Origin of the sequence: Salinilacustrithrix flava, assembly GCF_041228405.1 — a bacterium.
Taxonomy (GTDB): domain Bacteria; phylum Actinomycetota; class Acidimicrobiia; order Acidimicrobiales; family Salinilacustritrichaceae; genus Salinilacustrithrix; species Salinilacustrithrix flava.
This window is the reverse complement of record NZ_CP133888.1, coordinates 3,790,951-3,809,171: the sequence shown is the minus strand read 5'-3', so window position 1 is coordinate 3,809,171 and position 18,221 is coordinate 3,790,951. Positions and strand designations below refer to the sequence as shown.

The window sequence follows — 18,221 nt, the reverse complement described above, 5'->3', positions numbered from 1 at the left end:
CTCGAAGCGAGTGGACTGGAGCGACCACAAGGCCGGCAACACGGGGGCTTCCACACGCATGTCGATCGAGGTCGAAACGAAGGACTGCACGGGGCTCAGCGACGTCGAGCTGGCCGAACTGGCCGATCTGTGCGCCGAGAGCCCGTTCCCGCACGAGATCGGGGCCATCACCAAGGAAGCGGAGTCCTGGGTGCTCGTCTCCCAGGCCCGGGAGGACGGCAAGCTCAAGGGCTTCACCTTCTCGACGCTCGAGCGCATCGGTGGCACCCCCTGCGTGCTCATCGGCATGGGCTCCATCAAGCGCTCGTCCAAGCGGGACACCGTGCTGCGGGCGATCATGCAAGAGGAGCTCCGCCGGGCCGTGCTGGCCTTCCCGGACGAGGACGTCCTGGTCGCCGCCCGGCTCACCGACCCCTCCGGCTACGAGGCCTTCAAGGCCCTCTCCGACCTCATCCCGCGCCGTGAGCACAAGGCCTCGGGCGAGGAGCGGGCCTGGGGCCGTCGCCTGGCCAAGCGCTACGGCATCGTCCCGTCCCGCTACGCCGATCGCCAGTTCCGGGTGAAGGGCGACGGCTCGCTGCCCGTCGTGTTCGACCACGAGTGCGTCAAGCGCGAGCGGGTCGCCGAGTACGAGGAGTTCTTCGCCGATCTCGACCCCGAGTCCGGCGAGTGCGTCATCGCCTTCGGCTGGGCCATGGCCGAGGACCTCGAGAAGCTGGCGTAGGAGCCGAGCCGCCAGGCGAGGCGACCATGAGCACGGCGATCTACGGCGGCGAAGCCGCCATCCCAACGGCCACAGGACGTGGGCGCGTCGCGGAGGTCTCAACCTGAGCACCGCCCTCGTCCTCGGGGCCGGCGGCACGGTGGGCATGGCCTACCACGCCGGCGTCCTGCGGGCCCTCGAGGAGGTCGGTGGCATCCGCCCCGACGCCGCCGATCTCGTCATCGGCACCTCGGCGGGCTCGATGGTCGGCGCCATGCTCCGCAGCGGCCTCACCACCGAGGACCTCTACCAGGCCTCGCTCGGCGAGCACCCGGTCATCGGCCACCACGACCAGCGCAGCCCGTGGGCCGCGGCCTGGGACGGTCCCGTCGATGCCATGCGGCGCCTCCTCGGGTCGATGTACGTGCTCCAGCGCTCCGCACTGCGGATGCCGGTGCCGCCGCTGCCCGCGTTCCTCCGTCGGGCCTTCCCGGGTGGCTTCTTCACCATCGACGACGCCGAGGACACCATGGCCGAGGTGCTGGCGACGGAGTGGCCCGAGCGTCCTCTGTGGCTGGTCACCGTCGACGTGCGGACCGGCCGGCGCGTCGTGCTCGGCAGCCGTGACCCCGTGCGCGCCGATCTGCCCACCGCGGTGAAGGCATCGTGTGCCATCCCGGCCTTCTTCCAGCCCCAGCGGGTGCGGGGGCGCACCCTCGTCGACGGCGGCGTGCACTCCACCAGCAACCTCGACCTCGCCACCGGCATCGCCGCCGACGTCGTGATCGGCGTCGTCCCGATGGCCTTCGACACCGCCCCCCGACCCGCGCTCGTCCACCAGGTCGGACGGCTCCACGCCCACCGGCAGCTCGAGCGGGAGCTGGCCGAGGTCCGCGGCACCGGTGCCGCCGTGCTGCTGCTGCGACCCACCGAGGAGGATCTGAACGCCTTCGGCGGGTTGAACATGATGCGCCGGCACGGAAACGAGCGAGTCGCCCGGGTCGCCTACGAGTCGGCGTCGCGCCAGCTGGCCACCCCCTACGCCCGCAGCGTCCTCGACCGCGTGCAGGACGCCGTCTCGAGTTGACGCCCGTGGACGAGCTGGCCCGGCTGCTCTCGGCCCGCCACATGGTCAGGCGCTACACCGACGAGCCGGTCGCCGAGGACCTGCTGCAGCGGCTGCTGGACCTGGCCCGCCGCGCACCGTCGGCCGGCAACACCCAGCCCTGGTCGTTCCTCGTGCTCCGGGACGACGACGTCGACCGCTACTGGGCCACGACCATGCCTGCCCCCGAAGCCCGGTCCCGCTTCCGCTGGCAGGGGCTGCTGGCGGCGCCGGTGCTCGTCGTGCCCTACGTGTGCCCGGACGCCTACGCCGATCGCTACGGCGAGGCGGACAAGGCCGGCACCGGCCTCGGCGCCGGCACCGACGCGTGGCCCGTGCCGTACTGGTGGGTGGACGGGGGAGCCGTGGTGCAGAACCTGCTGCTCCTGGCCACGGCCGCCGGCCTGGGAGCCTGCCTCTTCGGCCAGTTCGATCACGAGGACGCCGTGCGCGCCGCGTTCGGTGTGCCCGAGGACCAGCGCGCCGTCGGCACCATCGCGCTCGGCTGGCCCGCGCCCGACGAGCCGGGCCGCAGCGCCGGCCGCCCCCGCCCCGCCCTCGACGACGTCCTCCATCACGGGAGCTGGGCGGTGAGCTCCTCCGGGGACGACGCCGGCAGCTGGCAGGTGTGGTCGCGACAGACGTAGGCCCGACCGTCGTCGCGGTCGGCCCACAGGGGGGAGTCGTAGCGCTCGCCCCACGCCAGCACGGCGTTGGGCAACCAGCGGTGCCGGACCGCGTCGAGGAGGTCGGGACGATCCCCGGCGACGACGATCTCGGTCGTGCCGGTGGTGTGGAGGTCGATGGCGCCGAGCAGCACGCCGAAGGCGGACGGCACCCGCCCGGCCAGCTCGCCGGACAGGCGCAGGATGCCGGCGGCCGGCCCGGCGTAGCGGGTCTCGCCGGTCAGGGCCGTGAGGCGCAGCAGCGCGACCGCAGCGGTGGAGTTCGCCGACGGCAGCGCCTGGTCCTGGAGGTCCTTGTCCCGGGCGACCAGCTGCTCGCCGTCGCTCCCGGTCGTGAACAGGCCGCCCTGGTCGGTGTCCCAGAACAGCTCGAGCATGACGTCGGCCACCGAGCGGGCCTCGGCGATCCAGCGGGCCTCGCCCGTCGCCTCGGCCAGCCGGGTGAAGGCGTCGACGAGGGCGGCGTGGTCGCCCGCGAAGGCCAGGTGCTTGGCGCCGGTCTCGGCCTGCCACGACCGCAGCCAGCGACCGTCCTCGCGCCGCAGCGACGACAGCAGGAACGACGCGGTCTCCCGGGCCGCGTCGATCCAGTCCTGGCGGCCGAGGGTGAACCCGGCTTCGGCGAGGGCGGACACCCAGTGGGCGTTCCACTCGGTGAGCACCTTGTCGTCCAGTCCCGGCCGGGGGCGGGTGGCCCGGGCCTCGAACAGCGCCTGTCGCGCCGCCTCGATCGCCGGCGGCCGGTGCCAGTCGCCGCGGCGGTGGGTGCGCACCGGGATCCACCGACCCTCGAAGTTGGCCGGTCGGTCCAGCTCCCACCAGGCGAGCGCGTCCTCGACGCCGTCGCCGAGCCCGGCATCGACGAGCGCGGACCGGACCTCGTCGGGGGTGAAGGTGTAGAACGCGCCCTCCTCGCTGTGGCCGGAGGCGTCGAGGGAGTCGGCGTCCTCGGCCGAGGCGATGCCGCCACCGGGCTGTCGCAGGTCCCGAAGGACGTAGTCGACCGTCTCCTCGACGACCTGCGCGTACCGGTCGTGGCCGGTGACCAGGTGCCCGTGCAGGTAGAGCCGGACCAGGCCGGACTGGTCGTAGAGCATCTTCTCGAAGTGCGGGACCACCCAGTGGGGGTCGACTGAGTAGCGGGCGAAGCCGCCGCCGAGGTGGTCGTACATCCCGCCCGAGGCCATGGCGTCGAGCGTGGTCTCGGCGATGGTGGCCAGCTCCTCGACCCCTGTCCGGGCCAGGCCCCGAAGCACGAAGTCGAGGTTCTGCGGTGTCGGGAACTTCGGTGCGCCGCCGAACCCGCCCCAGTCCTCGTCGAAGGCCTGGTGCAGCTGGTTGATGGCGTGCTCGAGGACCTCCGGCCCGGGCACGGCCGCGCCGGCCTGCATCCGCCCGCCCTGCCCGAGCACCTCGGTGAGCCGGTCGGCCTGCTCGAAGAGCTGGTCCCGCTTGGTCGCCCACGTGTCGTGCACCGCCTCCAGCAGCTCCACGAACGAGGGGGTCTGCCCGTGGCGGGTCGGCGGGAAGTACGTGCCGCCGTAGAAGGGACGCCCGTCCGGCGTGAGGAAGACCGTCATCGGCCAGCCGCCGCGCCCGGTCATGGCCTGGACCGCCTCCATGTAGACGGCGTCGACGTCGGGGCGCTCCTCCCGGTCGACCTTGACGTTCACGAAGTGCTCGTTCATCACCGTCGCGGTGGCCTCGTCCTCGAAGGACTCGTGCGCCATCACGTGGCACCAGTGGCAGGCGGAGTACCCGACCGACAGCAGGATGGGCACGTCGCGCTCGACCGCCTCGGCCATCGCCTCGGGTCCCCACGGCTGCCAGTGCACCGGGTTCTCTGCGTGCTGGCGCAGGTAGGGGCTGGACTCCTGGGCGAGGCGGTTCATGCCCCCACCCTTCCCACCGGGGACGGTCCTCGCAACGTCCCGTCGACGATCGGCGCGACAGGCGCACTGCGGCGTCGCCGTAGGGTGCCCCTCGCAGGCCCTTCGGTGAGAGGAGTGACGTGGCATCGCCCCGCGTGCTGACCGTGACCGTCAACCCGGCGCTCGACGTGGCGGTGTCCGTGGAGTACCTCGTCCCCGACCACAAGCTCGAGGCGCTCGACCACCGTCGGGAGCTCGGTGGCGGCGGCGTGAACGTCGCTCGCGTCCTGGACCGCCTCGGGGTGGGGAGCCGGGCGTGGATGGCGGTCGGCGGCGCGGTCGGTGACGAGCTCCTCTCCCTGGCCGCCGACGAGGGCATCGACGCGGTCGCCCACCGGATCGACGGCGTGACGCGGGAGTCCATCGCGGTCAGCGACCGCAAGACCGGCCACCAGTACCGCATCGTCCTCCCCGGGCCGTCGATCACCGACCACGGGTCGATGCTGGCCGACATCGAGTCGCTCGCCGCCGAGGTCGACGTCGTCGTGCTCTCGGGCGGGCTGCCGCCCGGTGTCCCGGAGGACTTCTACCGCACGCTCTGCGACACCCTCGAGCACGCCACCACCGTCGTCGACGCCAAGGGTGCGGCACTGGCTCGGACGCTCGAGAGCAGCGCGGACGTGGTGAAGCCCAGCCGCCGCGAGCTGGCCTCGCTGGTCAGCTGGATCCCCGCGGATCTGGACGAGGTGGAGCTCGCAGCCCGGCAGGTCCTGGAGCGGGGCCGGGTGGGAGCGCTGGCCGTCTCCCTCGGCGGTGACGGCGCGCTGCTCGTCCCTCGCGACGGCCCCACCACCCGCTACGCCGCGCCGGAGGTGACGGTGGCCAGCACCGTCGGCGCCGGCGACTCCATGGTCGCCGGGATCGTCGCCGGCCTGATCGCCGGTGAGCCCCTCGTCGAGGCAATCCGTCGAGGCGTGGCCGCCGGCTCCGCAGCGGCGATGACGCCGGGGACGGACCTCTGCCACCGCCCCGACGTCGACGCGCTGCTGCCCCAGGTGCAGGTCGCCGGGTGAGGCGGCGTCGAACGACGCGGATCCGTGCGCCGAGGCGCTAGGCAGGGGCCATGGCCAGCGCGAGCGACAGCTACCACGAAGATCCCGAGCTGCTCCGACCCGAGACGATGGACCGCCACCGGGCCATCATCTCGCTGCAGGAGGAGTGCGAAGCGGTGGATTGGTACGACCAGCGGATCGACGCCACCGACGACCCCGAGCTCAAGGAGATCCTCGCCCACAACCGCGACGAGGAGAAGGAGCACGCGGCGATGGTGCTCGAGTGGCTCCGGCGCAACGATCCGGGCTGGGACGAGCAGCTCCGCACCTACCTGTTCACGGAGGGCCCCATCCTCGACGCCGAGGACTGATCGCCGCGGCCGACGTCAGGCTCTGGGTCGCACCCGCATCGGGGCGCCGCCGGCGGGGCGGTTGACCACCATGCCCACCGGCCGGGGCTCGACCTCCGCGGTCGGCTCGACGTCGAGCCGCTGCGCCAGGCGCGAGGCGATCAGCGTCAGCTCCATCTGGGCCAGCGCGAAGCCGATGCAGTTCCGGGCGCCCCGGCCGAAGGGAACCCAGGCGGCGTCGGCGAGCGCCCGGCGCTCGGGGGGCAGGTCGACGAACCGCTCCGGGTCGAACCGGAGCGGGTCGTCCCACGCCGAGGGATCACGCCCGGCGAGGTGGGCGGACCAGAGCACGAGCGTCCCGGCCGGGATCCGGTGCCCTCCGATCTCGAGGTCCACGACGGCCTGGCGCGGCGAGACCACCCCGGCGGGGTGCAGGCGCGTGGTCTCCCGCACCACCCGGGAGGCCAGGTCGAGCGCCCGGAGCGTGGATGCATCGGGGATCGCTCCGGATCCGATCGGTCCGAGGACCGCGTCGGCCTCGGCTCGCAGTCGATCCCACACCCCGTCGGCGAGGGTCGCGCACCACAGGAGCCAGGCCAACGAGGCCGAGGTCGTGTCGAAGCCGGCGCCGATCAGCGTCACCACCTGGTCGCGTATCTCGGAGTCGTCGAGCGTGCCGTCGGCGACGAGGGCCTCGAGCACGTCCAGCCGGTCCCCGCTCGGTCGGGCCCGTCGCTCGGCGATCTCGGCGTCGATGATGCGATCGAGGGCCTTGCGGTCGGCCCGCACCCGGGCGCGGGTCGTCCCGGGGATCGGGTGCGGGATCTGCCGGATGGCGGGGGCCTCGAGGTAGTCCTGGGGGCCCTGGAACAGGGCACCGATCTCGGCCGTGCGGTGGGCCATGCGCTCGCCGAACAGGACGCGCACGACGAGGTCCAGCACCAGCTCGCGCCCGACCACGTAGAGGTCGCGGACGTGGTCGCCGTCGGCCGCGACCCGATCGATGGCGGCGTCGGTGCGGTCGAGGATCAACGGGATCCAGCCGTCGAGCCGGCGGCGGCTGAAGGCCGCCTGGACCGAGCCCCGCCGCCGCTTGTGCTCGGTCCCGTCCGACACGATCATCGAACCCGGCCCGACCACGAACTCGAGCACGTTGAAGGCGTGGTTCCAGCGGAACGAGTCGGTGGAGGTGGCGAACAGCTCCTTGAGCGCAGCGGGATCGCCGACGATGGCCATGCGCACCGGGCCGGCGCCGAGGCCGACGACCGGCCCGTAGCGCTCCGAGAGCTCGTCGAGGACCGGTTGGGGCTCCCGGAAGATCCGACGCAGGTACGCGGGCTGGGCGCGCCAGGGCGGGTGCGGCAGCGGGCGGGGGGAGGTGGTGGCGGTCTGCACGGTGGGTCCTCCGATCGGTCCGCCGTCGGCACCATCCTCGCAGGCCGTCGTGGGTCAGGTCCTGCGGATCAGCGAGGCGGCGTCCCGCCAGGAGATCCGCGTCCCCCGCCGGAGCAGCACCTGCTCGTAGATCCTCCCCGTCGCCGCCCAGGCGGCCAGGATCGCCGCAGCGAGCAGCACGAGGGCGACCAGGACCTCGATCACCGATGCCGCCCCGGCCGCCATGCGCAGGGGCATCAGCAGCGGCGCGATCGGCGGGAGGATCGACATCACCGTGCTGGCGGTGGACTCCGGGTCGGAGCCGAAGGTGAACACCATGACGTAGGCCAGGAGCAGGACGCTCATGATCGGCATCGCCGCCGCCTGGGCGTCCTCCTGGCGGCTCACCAGCGACCCGGCGAGCGCGAACAGCGTGGAGTAGAGCGCGTAGCCCCCGATGAACCACACGAGCGTGATCGGCAGCGCGGCCCAGATCTCGCCGGGCACCTCGACGTCGGAGATGGCGAGGGACACGAGGGCGGCGACGATGGCGAGCGCGAACTGGAGCAGCGCGGCGATGCCGATGCCGATGACCTTGCCCGCCAGCATCTGGCTTCCCCGGGCCCGCACGAGCAGCAGTTCGACGACGGCGGTGGCCTTCTCCTCGACGACGCCCGTGAGCACGTAGGTGCCGAAGGTCTGCAGCGAGATGAACAGGAGGATCCCGGCGAGCGTCCCGGTGAGGATGGCGAGGCCCTCGTCGCTGTCCTCCTCGCCATCGATCGTCACCGGTTCGAGGGGTGTGGTCGTGAGGGCGGCGCGCACCTGCTGCTCGTCGAGCCCGGCGTCGCCGAGCGCCTGCTGCACCTGGGCGTTGGCCCAGGCCTGCTGGAGGATGGCGAGGACCTCCTCGTCGATGCCGTCGTCGAACACGACCTCGCCGCGATCGCCGATGACGGCGACGTCGGCGTCCCCGTCCTCGACGGCTGCCCGCGCTGCGGCCGCGTCGTCGCGACCGGTGATCTCCACGGTCCGCTCGAACAGCCCGGCCGTCTGCCCGGACATGTCCTCGAACCCGATGGGGAGCTCGCCGGCGGTGGCGACCTCGATGGCGTCGTCGCCGCCGTCGCCACCGAGGCGGCTGATGACGCCGATGGCGATGATCACCACGACGAGGAGGCCGGTGGCGACCGCGAAGGACCTCGCCCGCAGGCGTTCGATCACCTCGCGCCGGGCGACGAGGCGCACGACGCTGGTGGCGTCGCTCGGCCGGCCGTCGTTCACCGAGCCACCTCCGCCCGCTCGTGCTCGGGATCGTCCAACGTGGCGCGGCCGACGACGCCGAGGAACACCTCCGACAGGTCGGGAGGCAGGAACGAGTAGCCGACGACGGGACCGAGCGAGCGGGCTTCCTCGATCAGCCGGTCGGCGTCGCTGCCGGCCTCCACCGCGATCCGGTGGCGCCGCCCGCCGGCGCTGACGTCGCTGGGGCGCCCGGGGTTCCACGCCACCGCGTCGGCGAACTCGACCTCCACGTAGCGGGTCGGGCTGGCGGCCCTGAGGGCGGCGACGTCGCCGCGCAGGACGATGCGGCCCCGGTCGACGATCACGACGGCGCTGCAGACATCGGCCACGAGGTCGAGCTGGTGGCTGCTCAGCAGGAGGGCGGCGCCCCGGTCGACCTGCTCGCGCAGGATGTCGCTGAGCATCTCGACCGCCACCGGGTCGAGCCCGGAGAAGGGCTCGTCCAGGACGAGCAGGTCGGGTTCGTTGAGCAGCGCCAGCGCCAGCTGCACCCGTTGCTGGTTGCCGCTCGAGAGGCTCTGGATGGTGTCCTCGGCCCGATCGGCGAGGCCGAGGCGCTCGAGCCAGCGGTCGGCCGCCGCGCCCGCCGACTCGGGGCTGAGCCCGGACAGCTCCCCGTAGTAGGCGAGGTGGTTGCGCAGCTTCATGCGCGGGTACATCCCTCGCTCGGCCGGCATGTACCCGAAGTGCTGCCGCGTGCCGGCGTCGACGGGGACGCCGTCCCAGCTGACGTCGCCGGCGTCGAGGGAGACGAGGCGCATGATCGCCCGCATGGTGGTGGTCTTGCCGGAGCCGTTCGGACCCAGGAACCCCACGATCTCGCCCCGGGGGACGTCGAAGCCGACATCGTCGAGGGCCAGCAGCGGGCCGTAGCGCTTGGTCAGTCCGCGTACGCGCAGCACGGTCGGCGACCGTAGTGGTCGGGGTCAGATGTCGATCCAAGCCGGCTCGCGCAGGGCTACGGTGCGCCGCCATGGAGATCAGACTCGACGGACAGGTCGCGCTCGTGACGGGGGCGTCCAAGGGCATCGGCAAGGCGATCGCGAAGACGCTGGCGGAGGCCGGCGCCCAGGTGGTGCTCAGCTCCCGCAAGCAGGACGCCCTCGAGGCAGCGGCCGCGGACATCGACGGGGAGACGTCGGTCTTCGCCGCCAACGCCGGCGATCCGGATGCGGCCGCTGCGTGCGTGGCCCACACCGTGGACACCTTCGGCCGGGTCGACATCCTCGTGAACAACGCCGCCACCAACCCCTACATGGGCCGTCCCATCGAGATCGACCTGCCGCGCTACGACAAGACCTGGGAGGTCAACCTGCGCGGCCCGCTCGTGTGGGCCCAGGAGTGCTGGAAGGCATCGATGCAGGACAACGGCGGCGCCGTCATCAACATCGCGTCCATCGGCGGCATGTCGGTCGAGCCGGGCATCGGCATCTACAACACGACGAAGGCGGCGCTGATCCACCTCACCAAGGTGCTGGCCGCCGACCTCTCACCGGGCGTGCGGGTCAACGCCATCGCGCCCGGCCTGGTGAAGACCGACATGGCCAAGGCCCTGTGGGAGACCGGCGAGGAGCAGATCGCGAAGCGCACCCCGCTGCACCGCCTCGGCGAGCCCGAGGACATCGCCAACGCCGCGCTGTTCCTGGCCTCGGAGCTGTCGTCGTGGATGACCGGTCACACGCTGGTCGTCGACGGCGGCGCCCTCATCCGCCCGACCGGATAGCGGCTATTCGTCGAGGCCGCGCTTGGCGGCCCAGCGGATCAGCTCGTCGCGCCGGTTGAGCCGCAGCTTCTCCAGGATGTTGCGGACGTGGTTCTCCACCGTCCGCTCGGCGATGAAGAGCTCCTCGCCCACGGCGCGGTAGGTGCTGCCGCGGGCGACCAGGCGCAGCACCTCCCGCTCGCGCGGCGACAGCGCCTTCACCGGTCGTCCGTCCGGCGTCGTGGCGGGACGGGCGAAGTCGCCGAGGACGAGGGCGGCGAGGCTGGCGGAGAAGACGGGTTCGCCGCGGGAGGCAGCCGCGAGGCCGGCCCCGATCTCGGCCACCGTCGAGGACTTGACCAGGTAGCCCACGGCACCGGCGCCGATGGCGGCGAGCAGGTCGTCGTGGGCCTCGGACACGGTGAGGATCACGACCGGGAACCGGTCGGACAGCTCGGCGGCCACCCGGAGGCCACCCCCGTCGGGCATGCGCAGGTCGGCGGCGACCACGTCGGGCTGCAGCCGGTCGGCCATCTCGATCGCGGTCGGCGCGTCCTCGGCCTCGCCCACGACCCAGAAGGCCTCGCCGAGCTCGGCCCGCATCCCCGAGCGCCACACGGCATGGTCGTCGGCGACCAGGACCTTGATCTTCGAGCTCATCTCGCCTCCAGGGGGATCTCCACGACCACCGTGGTGCCCGCGCTCGGCCGTGCGTGGATGGTGGTCGTGCCGCCCAACCCCTCGACCCGGCGCCGGATGCTCTCCTCGATGCCGCGCTCGTGGACGGCACCCGGGTCGAACCCGATGCCCTCGTCGGTGACGGACACGTGCAGGCAGCGGTCGTCGGCTTCGGCGAACACGACGGCCCGGTCGGTGCCGGCGTGCTTGGCCACGTTGGCGAGGCACTCGCCCACGACGCCCCGCAGCGCCGCGCCCCGGGCCGCGGGCATGGCGGGCAGCGGTGGGACCGCCGCCACCTCGACCCGCAGCCCGAACCGGGAGATGGCGTCGGCCGCGGCGGCGCGGAGCAGGACCTCGACCGGCACGTCGCCGGCCGCGGTCTCGTCCGGCCCGGCCAGGTACCGGCGCAGCTCGGCCTCCTGGGAGCGGGCCAGCCGGACGAGGTCAGGGTCGTCGCTGCGACGCTGGACGACGGCCAGGGTCTGCAGGACGCCGTCGTGCAGCTCGGCCGCGACCTCGGCCCGTGCCGCGCTGCGGGCGGCCAGCCGCTCGGCGATGCGGATGCGCCCCGCCGCCCAGCCGGCGGCCCACCCGGCGAGGCCGAACAGGACGCCGGTGGAGGCCACGGCGAGCACCCGGGTGGCCGACCACCCGCCCCGCACGACGACGACCTCGCCAACCGCACGGGCCGCCCCGAGCACCAGCCCGGCGGACACGCCCGCCCGACGACCGGACCGGACCGCGACGGCGAGCACGCCGGCCAGCGGCCAGACCCCGCCGAAGCTCTGGGCCCGGCCGTCGTCGTAGACCCAGCCGTCAGCCGCCACGAGCGCGGCACCGACGAGCAGCTCGGCGGCGACCAGGCGCCGCCGGACCTCGTCCGAGCGAGCCGGGGACGAGGGCAGCCACCACACGGCGGTGACGGCCCCGGCGGCGAGGACGCCCAGCGCCGCCGCCACCGGCTGCTCGATCGAGGCGTAGGACAGCAGGGTGACGACCGTGAGCCAGGCCCACGCCGCGGTGCGGAAGGCCCGCACCGCGGCGTCGAGGCCGCTGTCGAGCGCACCGGCCTCGCCGATCTCGGTCCTCGGCGCTGGGGCCACGGGACAGATCTTGCCCGACGGGCCTCACGGCACCAGGGGATCGTGCTGGGACAGGATGCGCTCGAGCTTGGCCTCCTCGACCCGGGAGATCATGCGGCCCCCCTCGTGGAGGTCTCGCATCGTCTTGGTCAGCGCCACCGTCGAGGAGGTGAGCAGCAGGGTGCCCATCACGAGGTAGGCGACGATCCACGGCTCCACCGGCAGGTACCAGAGCCCGACGAGGAGGGCGAGGACGGAGACGACGAACTGGATCTTGGTGACGGCGACCCAGGCCGGGGAGTGGAGCTGGCTGGGCTGGGGCTCGTAGGTGCTCATGGGGTGTACCTCCTGGTCGTTGCATGGCCCGGTCGGCCACTTCGACGACCGTACGGAGCACCCCGGACCCGGCCCATCGGGTGCATCCCGCGTCGGGAATGGGGGCGATCCCCCATGGCGCTCAGCGGACGGCGGAGCGGCGCACCTTGCCGAGCGAGGTCCGCGGCAGGGCGTCGACGACCTCCAGCTGCTTCGGCGCCGACCACGGTGGGAGCGTCTCGCGCACCCACCCGCGCACCTCGTCCAGGTCGGGGGCGTCGGCGCCGGGCGCGAGCTCCAGCACCGCCACCACCCGCTGACCCCACTCCGGGTCGGGACGCCCGACGACTGCGGCGTCCGCGACGGCGGGGTGCTGGCGGAGGCGCCGCTCCACCGGGTCGGGGTGCACGTTCTCGCCGCCGGTGATGATCATGTCGCCCCGCCGACCGTGCACGGTGAGGATGCCGTCGTCGAGGCGGCCGAGGTCGCCGGTGTGCAGCCACCCGGCGTCGTCGACGACCGGGGTGCCGTCCCGGTAGCTGGTGGCCACCATCGGTCCCCGCACCAGGATCTCGCCGTCGTCGATGCGCAGCTCCACGCCGGGGAGGGCCACGCCGTCGTAGACCACGCCGCTGCCCGTCTCGGTCATGCCGTACGTGGCCACGGTGTTGGACGGCCGGTCCGGGGGCGGCGCGGCGCCACCCAGCACGATGCGGATCCAAGCCGATGCGTCGATGCGGGCCAGCGCGGTCCCCACGAGGGAGACGTGCGTGCACCCGGATCGGGCCGCCGCGTCCACGGCGGCGGCGTCGAAGCCGTCGTGGACCTCGAGCGGGGTGCCGGTGTGCCAGGCCCGGGTCACCACGGACAGGCCGCCGACGTGGGCGAGCGGCAGGCACGCCAGCCACCGGTGACGGGCGGGATCGACGCCGAGGAACGACGACGTGGCCTCCGCGGATGCCCCGACCTGCTCGTGCGTCAGCTGCACGCCCTTGGGGTCGCCGGTGGTGCCGCTCGTCGGCACCACGAGCGCCACCCCGCGGTCGATCGGGTCCCCGACGTGCAGCGACTCGACGAGCGCAGCCGCCGCAGCTCCCGGGAGCCTCGGGTCGACGGGGAGCACGGCGTCGCCCGCATCCCAGGCGGCGCGCAGGGCCTCGGTGAACCGCGTCCCGCGCGCCTCGATGGCCACCAGCCTCTGCACCGGGTGCAGGGTAGGTGGCTCGGTGCGCGAACCTGCTCCGGATGACGGCACCGATGCCCACCGGACTGCAGGCCTGGATCGCCGGCGCGCGGGTCCGGACGCTGCCCGCCGCCGTCGTCCCGGTGCTGGTCGGCACCGCCGCGGCCCGCGGGGTCGACGGACCGCTCATCGCCTGGCGTGCGGTCGCTGCCGCCGTCGTCGCCCTCGCGCTGCAGGTCGCCACCAACTACGCCAACGACTACAGCGACGGGATCCGAGGCACGGACGACCCGGGTGGCCGGGTCGGTCCCGTCCGCCTGGTGGGCTGGGGCCTCAAGGAGCCGTCATCGGTGAAGCGGGCGGCGATGGCGTCCTTCGCCGTTGCCGGCGCCGCGGGGCTGGCCCTCACGCTGGCGGTCGGCTGGGAGCTGCTCGTCGTCGGTGCGGCCAGCATGCTGGCCGGGTGGTTCTACACCGGCGGACCGAGGCCCTACGGCTACCTCGGCCTCGGCGAGGTCTTCGTCTTCGTCTTCTTCGGCGTGGTCGCCACCGTCGGGTCCACCTACGTGCAGGTCGAGGAGATCACCGGGCTCAGCCTGCTGGCGTCGGTGCCGGTCGGCCTGCTGGCCACCGCGCTGCTCGTCACCAACAACCTCCGGGACATCCCGGGTGACACGGTCGCCGGCAAGCAGACCCTGGCGGTGCGGCTGGGCGACGAGCGCACCCGCACCCTGTTCGTGGCCATGCTCGTCGTGGCCCTCCTGCTGGTCGTGCCGGTCTCGATCGCCCGACCTGCAGCGCTGATCGCGCTGCTCGCAGCGGTCCCGGCCCTGCGCCCGATCCGGCTCGTGCGGTCCGGCGCAGCGGGGCGCGACCTCATCGCCGTGCTCGGCGCGACCGGGCAGGTGCAGCTGGTCTTCGGCGTCCTGCTCGCGCTGGGCCTGGCCATCTCCGCCTGAGCAGCGAGAACGGGACCTTGTCCTCTGCTGTGCTGCAGCGGGGGACGCCGTAGCATGCGCCGCCGTGGAACGTCACTGGCGCAGACTGGGGTTCGAGCTCGGACGACGATGGGTGATCGTGATCACCTCGTTCGTGGTGATCACGGCGATCCTCGCCCTCGGGGCGACGAACCTCGAGTTCGCCACCGGCCAGGACAGCTACCTCGACGACGACGACCAGATCGCGATCGACAACGAGGCGCTCCAGAGCCAGTTCGGTGGCGAGACGATCATCCTGCTGTTCCAGGCGACCGGTGACGCCGACATCTCCGACCTGTACGCCGGGGGGAACCTCGAAGAGCTCGAGCGCCTCGAGGCCGAGCTGCGGGCCATCGACGAGGTGTACTCGGTGGTCGCGCCGCTCACGACCGTGGAGTTCAGCGAGTCCATCACCACCGGCGTCGCTCCGTCCGGCGCGACCATCGAGCCGTCGCCGGGCACCGGCGCCCTGCTGAGCGCCCTCGAGCGCGAGCCGGACGAGGAGTCCCAGGCCCTCCGCCAGGCCGACGTCACCACGACCCTCGCCCGCCTCGGCGCGGTGGAGGACCGCGACCTGTCGAACCCCGGCTGGATCGAGTTCCTCCTGTTCGGCAACCAGAACGTCGAGGTCGTCGACGGTGTCCCGGAGATGCCCACCGGCGACGACCGGGTGGTGCGCCTCTCGCTGCAGAGCACGTTCCCCAACCTCCAGACGGCCGTCGGCGGCGTCCTCCTGCAGGGCAACGCCGACCTCGACACGCTGTCGTCGGGCACCCAGGCCGTGCTCGACGTCGTCGAGGGCACCCAGCTCGACGGCTTCGAGGTCGTGGTCACCGGCTCCCCGGTGTTCCTGAAGGACATCAACGACTACCTGCAGGGCGGCATGCTCACCCTCGGCGCCATCGCCCTGGCGATCATGGCCGTGATCCTGCTCCTGATGTTCCGGGTCCGCTGGCGCTTCCTGCCGCTGCTCTCCACCGTCGTGGGCGTCATGTGGGGGTTCGCCCTCCTCGGCTACATCGGCATCGACCTGTCGCTCGTGACGATCAGCGGCCTGCCGATCCTCATCGGGCTCGGCATCGACTTCGCCATCCAGGTGCACAACCGCATCGAGGAGGAGGCCGCGCTCGACAAGGACGAGCACCCGATCAGCGAGACGCTCGCCAACGTCGGCCCGGCGCTCATCGCTGCGACGCTGGCCGCGGTCGTGGCCTTCATGGCCCTGCAGCTCAGCCAAGTCCCCATGATCCGGGACTTCGGCGTGATGCTGGCTGTCGGCATCGTGGCCCTCGTCTTCTGCGGCATCGTCCTGCCCACCACCATCCTGGGCGTCCGCGAGTACCGGTCCCGCACGCCATCGGTGAAGGAGTCCCGCGTCGAGCGCTTCGTCGTGTGGCTCGGCGGCCTCCCGCCCAAGGCGGCGGTGCCCCTGGTCGTCCTGTCGGCGCTGCTCTTCGTCGGCGGCGTCGCCATGGAGGGTCGCTTCGAGATCGAGTCCGACCCGGTCCGCTGGATCAACCAGGACACCCAGACCGTGCGCGACCTCGACACCCTCGAGGAGGCCACCGGGTTCTCCTCCACGCTCAGCGTCCTGGTCAGCGCCAACAACGTCCTCGACGAGGACCTGACCCAGGTGCTCCACGACTTCACCACCTACGCCGAGGGCCTCGACGAGGTGGCCACGTCCTCGTCGCTCACCGGCACCATGGCCAAGATCATCGCCGTGCCCGGTGCGACCGAGCTGGCGCCGACCTCGGCCGACGCGGCGGCGGCAGCCGCCGTCATGCCCGACGACATCCGCAAGGTCCTGCTCGCCGAGGACGGCACCGCCACGCAGGTCAACCTGCGCCTCGCGCCCGGCAGCCTGGAGGACCGGGCCGATCTCGTCGAGGTGCTCGAGGCCGACCTGGCCGAGCGGCTCGACGCCCTCGACCTGCCCGAGGACTCCATCCTGCTCGAGAACCTCGGCCCCGACGAGCCCCCCGTGCGGGCCACGCCGGCCGGCCTCGCCGTGGTGGGTGTCGGTCTCCTCGAGAACCTGTCGGCGAACCGGGCCGTCCTCACGTACCTCGGGCTCGCCCTCGCCGCGCTGTTCCTCCTGATCCGGCTGCAGTCGCTCGGCCGGGCCGCGCTCACGCTCGTGCCCGTCGGGCTCGCCATCGGGACGTCGTCGGTGGTCATCGGCGCCTTCGGGCTCACGCTCAGCCCGCTCACCACCGTGTCCGGACCCCTCGTGATCGCCTCCTGCACGGAGTTCTCCGTGCTGATCACCTCCCGGTACCTGGAAGAGCGACAGGGCGGCAAGTCGCCGAAGGACGCGTCCGACCACGCTGCTCGACGCACCGGACGAGCGTTCTTCACCTCGGCCGCCACCACCGTCGGCGGGTTCGCGGTGCTGATCGGATCGGCGCTGCCGCTGCTGCGTGACTTCGGCATCATCGTCACGATGAACGTCACGGTGGCGCTCCTCGCCGCCCTGGTCGTGATGCCGCCGCTGCTGATGTGGGCCGACCAGCGCGGGATCTTCCCCATCGAGGGGCACGCCCCGGGTGGGGCCGTCCGCCTCGCCGCCCAGCCCCAGGGCGCCCGACTCCTCGCCTGGGTGGGAGGCGTCCTCGTCGTCGCCGCCATCGCCGTGGGCCTGTGGGCGTCGGCCGAACGCGGCACCGGGGACTCGGTGGAGATCTCCTACACCCCGGTCGAGCTCCCGGCCACGACCACCACCACGACGACCGCGCCGGAGGCGACCGGGGAGCTGTCCCTGGACGACTTCCCGGAGGAGGCCCCCGAGGGCCTGGTCCAGTCGACGGTGTTCAACCTGCTGACCGCGCAGGGCGCTGACCCCCGGGCCGCCAACTGCACGCACGAGCAGCTGCTGGCCGGCACGCCGGAGTCCGAGCTGCTCGCCATGGCCGGCTCCGACCAGGACACCCTGTTCGGGCTCGTGGCCGAGGCGGCCGCGACCTGCACCGTCCCCCAGGACGTCATCGACGCCGCCGTCGCCGCCGGCCTGTAGGTCCGCTCCATCAGCGTTCCGGGCCGCGGGGCACGCCGCTGAGGCGTGCCCCGCGGCGCGCTACAGGTCGTGGGCCGCGAGCCAGGGCCGCAGCACGTCGAGGAACGCCTCCGGCTGCTCGAGGTGGGCGGCGTGGCCCGCACCGGGCACGGTGGCGAAGGTCGCGTTGGCGCCGATGGCCTCCTGCAGCCGCCGACCGAGGGCAGTGAACTTCTCGTCCCGCTCGCCGGCCACCACGAGCACGGGCATGTCGAGGCGGTGCAGCTTGTCCCACGAGGGGTCCTGGGCGCCGGTGCCCGACTGCAGCAGCGAGCTCTCGAGCCCGTCGACGGTGTTCTCCATCCGCTCCAGCAGGTACTGGCGCTCGGGCGGGATGCCGGCGAACAGCGGCTGGGCGATCCAGGTCTGGAGGAACTCGAGCAGGCCCAGCTCCCGGATCCGAGCGGCCGTGGCCTCGTCGGCGCGCACCCGCGCCGCTCGCTCCTCGGGGTCGTCGATGCCAGCGGTGGCTCCGAGGAGCACCAGGCCCCGGACGAGCTCGGGGTTCGCCAGCGCGAGGTGGATGAGGTAGCGGCCGCCCATGGAGTAGCCGAGGTAGGTGGCCTCGCCGCCCTGGTCCGCGATGAGGCGTCCGCCGCCCCGCAGCCCGGCCAGGACGTCGGTGGACATGCCGTGCCCTGGGGCGTCGACCCGGACCACCGCGTGGTCCGTGGCCAGGTCCTCGGCCACCGGTCCCCAGCACCGACGGGTCTGGGTGAAGCCGTGCACCAGCACCAACGGCGGGCCCGATCCCTCACGCTCGGCGTGCAACCACATGGC

The 18,221-nt window shown here is 73.0% G+C and carries 17 protein-coding genes; 8 read left to right on the top strand and 9 right to left on the bottom strand.

The annotated features are described in order from the left end of the window. Positions 1 to 58 precede the first annotated feature (58 nt). Genes RGQ06_RS18665 through RGQ06_RS18655 form a run of 3 tightly spaced genes read left to right on the top strand, consistent with a single transcriptional unit; the run spans position 59 to position 2,455 of the window. The gene (locus RGQ06_RS18665) at positions 59 to 724 is read left to right on the top strand and encodes a hypothetical protein (RefSeq protein ID WP_432427888.1); all 666 of its coding nucleotides are present in this window, start codon (positions 59 to 61) and stop codon (positions 722 to 724) included. Beyond that, positions 648 to 1,790, top strand: a complete 1,143-nt coding sequence (locus tag RGQ06_RS18660; protein WP_432428236.1) for a patatin-like phospholipase family protein — start codon at positions 648 to 650, stop codon at positions 1,788 to 1,790. The genes RGQ06_RS18665 and RGQ06_RS18660 overlap by 77 nt, the downstream gene beginning before the upstream one ends. A gap of 5 nt (positions 1,791 to 1,795) precedes the next feature. Next, positions 1,796 to 2,455, top strand: coding sequence for a nitroreductase family protein (locus RGQ06_RS18655; RefSeq protein WP_432427887.1), 660 nt, complete (start codon positions 1,796 to 1,798; stop codon positions 2,453 to 2,455). Here RGQ06_RS18655 and RGQ06_RS18650 read toward each other — a convergent pair. After that, positions 2,383 to 4,386 (bottom strand): thioredoxin domain-containing protein, encoded by a 2,004-nt coding sequence (locus tag RGQ06_RS18650; RefSeq protein ID WP_432427886.1) that lies wholly within the window; start codon positions 4,384 to 4,386, stop codon positions 2,383 to 2,385. The genes RGQ06_RS18655 and RGQ06_RS18650 overlap by 73 nt on opposite strands. A gap of 119 nt (positions 4,387 to 4,505) precedes the next feature. Between RGQ06_RS18650 and RGQ06_RS18645 the strand changes: the two genes are divergently transcribed. Both RGQ06_RS18645 and RGQ06_RS18640 read left to right on the top strand, forming a co-directional pair. Then, positions 4,506 to 5,438, top strand: coding sequence for a 1-phosphofructokinase family hexose kinase (locus RGQ06_RS18645; RefSeq protein ID WP_432427885.1), 933 nt, complete (start codon positions 4,506 to 4,508; stop codon positions 5,436 to 5,438). 50 nt (positions 5,439 to 5,488) lie between these two features. Then, the gene (locus tag RGQ06_RS18640) at positions 5,489 to 5,788 is read left to right on the top strand and encodes an encapsulin-associated ferritin-like protein (protein ID WP_432427884.1); all 300 of its coding nucleotides are present in this window, start codon (positions 5,489 to 5,491) and stop codon (positions 5,786 to 5,788) included. A gap of 15 nt (positions 5,789 to 5,803) precedes the next feature. Here the strand turns inward: RGQ06_RS18640 and RGQ06_RS18635 are convergent, their stop codons facing one another. Genes RGQ06_RS18635 through RGQ06_RS18625 form a run of 3 tightly spaced genes read right to left on the bottom strand, consistent with a single transcriptional unit; the run spans position 5,804 to position 9,348 of the window. Beyond that, positions 5,804 to 7,162 (bottom strand): cytochrome P450, encoded by a 1,359-nt coding sequence (locus RGQ06_RS18635; protein ID WP_432427883.1) that lies wholly within the window; start codon positions 7,160 to 7,162, stop codon positions 5,804 to 5,806. 54 nt (positions 7,163 to 7,216) lie between these two features. After that, positions 7,217 to 8,425, bottom strand: a complete 1,209-nt coding sequence (locus tag RGQ06_RS18630) for an ABC transporter permease (RefSeq protein ID WP_432427882.1) — start codon at positions 8,423 to 8,425, stop codon at positions 7,217 to 7,219. Then, positions 8,422 to 9,348, bottom strand: coding sequence for an ABC transporter ATP-binding protein (locus tag RGQ06_RS18625; protein WP_432427881.1), 927 nt, complete (start codon positions 9,346 to 9,348; stop codon positions 8,422 to 8,424). Before RGQ06_RS18625 ends, RGQ06_RS18630 begins: the two co-directional genes overlap by 4 nt. Before the next feature lie 71 nt (positions 9,349 to 9,419). Between RGQ06_RS18625 and RGQ06_RS18620 the strand changes: the two genes are divergently transcribed. Continuing rightward, positions 9,420 to 10,169, top strand: a complete 750-nt coding sequence (locus RGQ06_RS18620) for an SDR family oxidoreductase (protein ID WP_432427880.1) — start codon at positions 9,420 to 9,422, stop codon at positions 10,167 to 10,169. 3 nt (positions 10,170 to 10,172) lie between these two features. Here the strand turns inward: RGQ06_RS18620 and RGQ06_RS18615 are convergent, their stop codons facing one another. The 4 genes from RGQ06_RS18615 to RGQ06_RS18600 form a co-directional block, all read right to left on the bottom strand. Then, positions 10,173 to 10,808, bottom strand: a complete 636-nt coding sequence (locus RGQ06_RS18615; protein WP_432427879.1) for a response regulator — start codon at positions 10,806 to 10,808, stop codon at positions 10,173 to 10,175. Continuing rightward, complete coding sequence (locus RGQ06_RS18610; protein WP_432427878.1) at positions 10,805 to 11,932, bottom strand: sensor histidine kinase; 1,128 nt, start codon at positions 11,930 to 11,932, stop codon at positions 10,805 to 10,807. Before RGQ06_RS18610 ends, RGQ06_RS18615 begins: the two co-directional genes overlap by 4 nt. Positions 11,933 to 11,956: 24 nt before the next feature. After that, positions 11,957 to 12,247 carry a YiaA/YiaB family inner membrane protein gene (locus RGQ06_RS18605; protein ID WP_432427877.1) on the bottom strand — a complete coding sequence of 97 codons (291 nt, stop codon included), beginning with the start codon at positions 12,245 to 12,247 and terminating at the stop codon, positions 11,957 to 11,959. 121 nt (positions 12,248 to 12,368) lie between these two features. Further along, entirely contained in the window at positions 12,369 to 13,430 is a 1,062-nt protein-coding gene (locus RGQ06_RS18600; protein WP_432427876.1) for a class I adenylate-forming enzyme family protein, read from the bottom strand. A gap of 53 nt (positions 13,431 to 13,483) precedes the next feature. Between RGQ06_RS18600 and RGQ06_RS18595 the strand changes: the two genes are divergently transcribed. Next, on the top strand, positions 13,484 to 14,368 hold the full coding sequence (locus RGQ06_RS18595; protein WP_432427875.1) for a 1,4-dihydroxy-2-naphthoate polyprenyltransferase: 885 nt from the start codon (positions 13,484 to 13,486) through the stop codon (positions 14,366 to 14,368). 118 nt (positions 14,369 to 14,486) lie between these two features. Further along, entirely contained in the window at positions 14,487 to 17,402 is a 2,916-nt protein-coding gene (locus tag RGQ06_RS18590; protein WP_432427874.1) for an efflux RND transporter permease subunit, read from the top strand. 60 nt (positions 17,403 to 17,462) lie between these two features. On the opposite strand, the gene RGQ06_RS18585 is transcribed toward RGQ06_RS18590, so the two are convergent. Then, positions 17,463 to 18,218 carry an alpha/beta fold hydrolase gene (locus RGQ06_RS18585; RefSeq protein ID WP_432427873.1) on the bottom strand — a complete coding sequence of 252 codons (756 nt, stop codon included), beginning with the start codon at positions 18,216 to 18,218 and terminating at the stop codon, positions 17,463 to 17,465. Positions 18,219 to 18,221: the final 3 nt, after the last annotated feature.

What these genes read in the sequence shown, in the direction of transcription:
- RGQ06_RS18665 (WP_432427888.1), top strand. Translation starts at nt 59, where the DNA reads ATGTCGATCGAGGTCGAAACGAAGGACTGCACGGGGCTCAGCGACGTC.
- RGQ06_RS18650 (WP_432427886.1), bottom strand. Translation starts at nt 4,386, where the DNA reads ATGAACCGCCTCGCCCAGGAGTCCAGCCCCTACCTGCGCCAGCACGCA.
- RGQ06_RS18640 (WP_432427884.1), top strand. Translation starts at nt 5,489, where the DNA reads ATGGCCAGCGCGAGCGACAGCTACCACGAAGATCCCGAGCTGCTCCGA.
- RGQ06_RS18620 (WP_432427880.1), top strand. Translation starts at nt 9,420, where the DNA reads ATGGAGATCAGACTCGACGGACAGGTCGCGCTCGTGACGGGGGCGTCC.
- RGQ06_RS18615 (WP_432427879.1), bottom strand. Translation starts at nt 10,808, where the DNA reads ATGAGCTCGAAGATCAAGGTCCTGGTCGCCGACGACCATGCCGTGTGG.
- RGQ06_RS18605 (WP_432427877.1), bottom strand. Translation starts at nt 12,247, where the DNA reads ATGAGCACCTACGAGCCCCAGCCCAGCCAGCTCCACTCCCCGGCCTGG.
- RGQ06_RS18595 (WP_432427875.1), top strand. Translation starts at nt 13,484, where the DNA reads ATGCCCACCGGACTGCAGGCCTGGATCGCCGGCGCGCGGGTCCGGACG.
- RGQ06_RS18585 (WP_432427873.1), bottom strand. Translation starts at nt 18,218, where the DNA reads ATGTGGTTGCACGCCGAGCGTGAGGGATCGGGCCCGCCGTTGGTGCTG.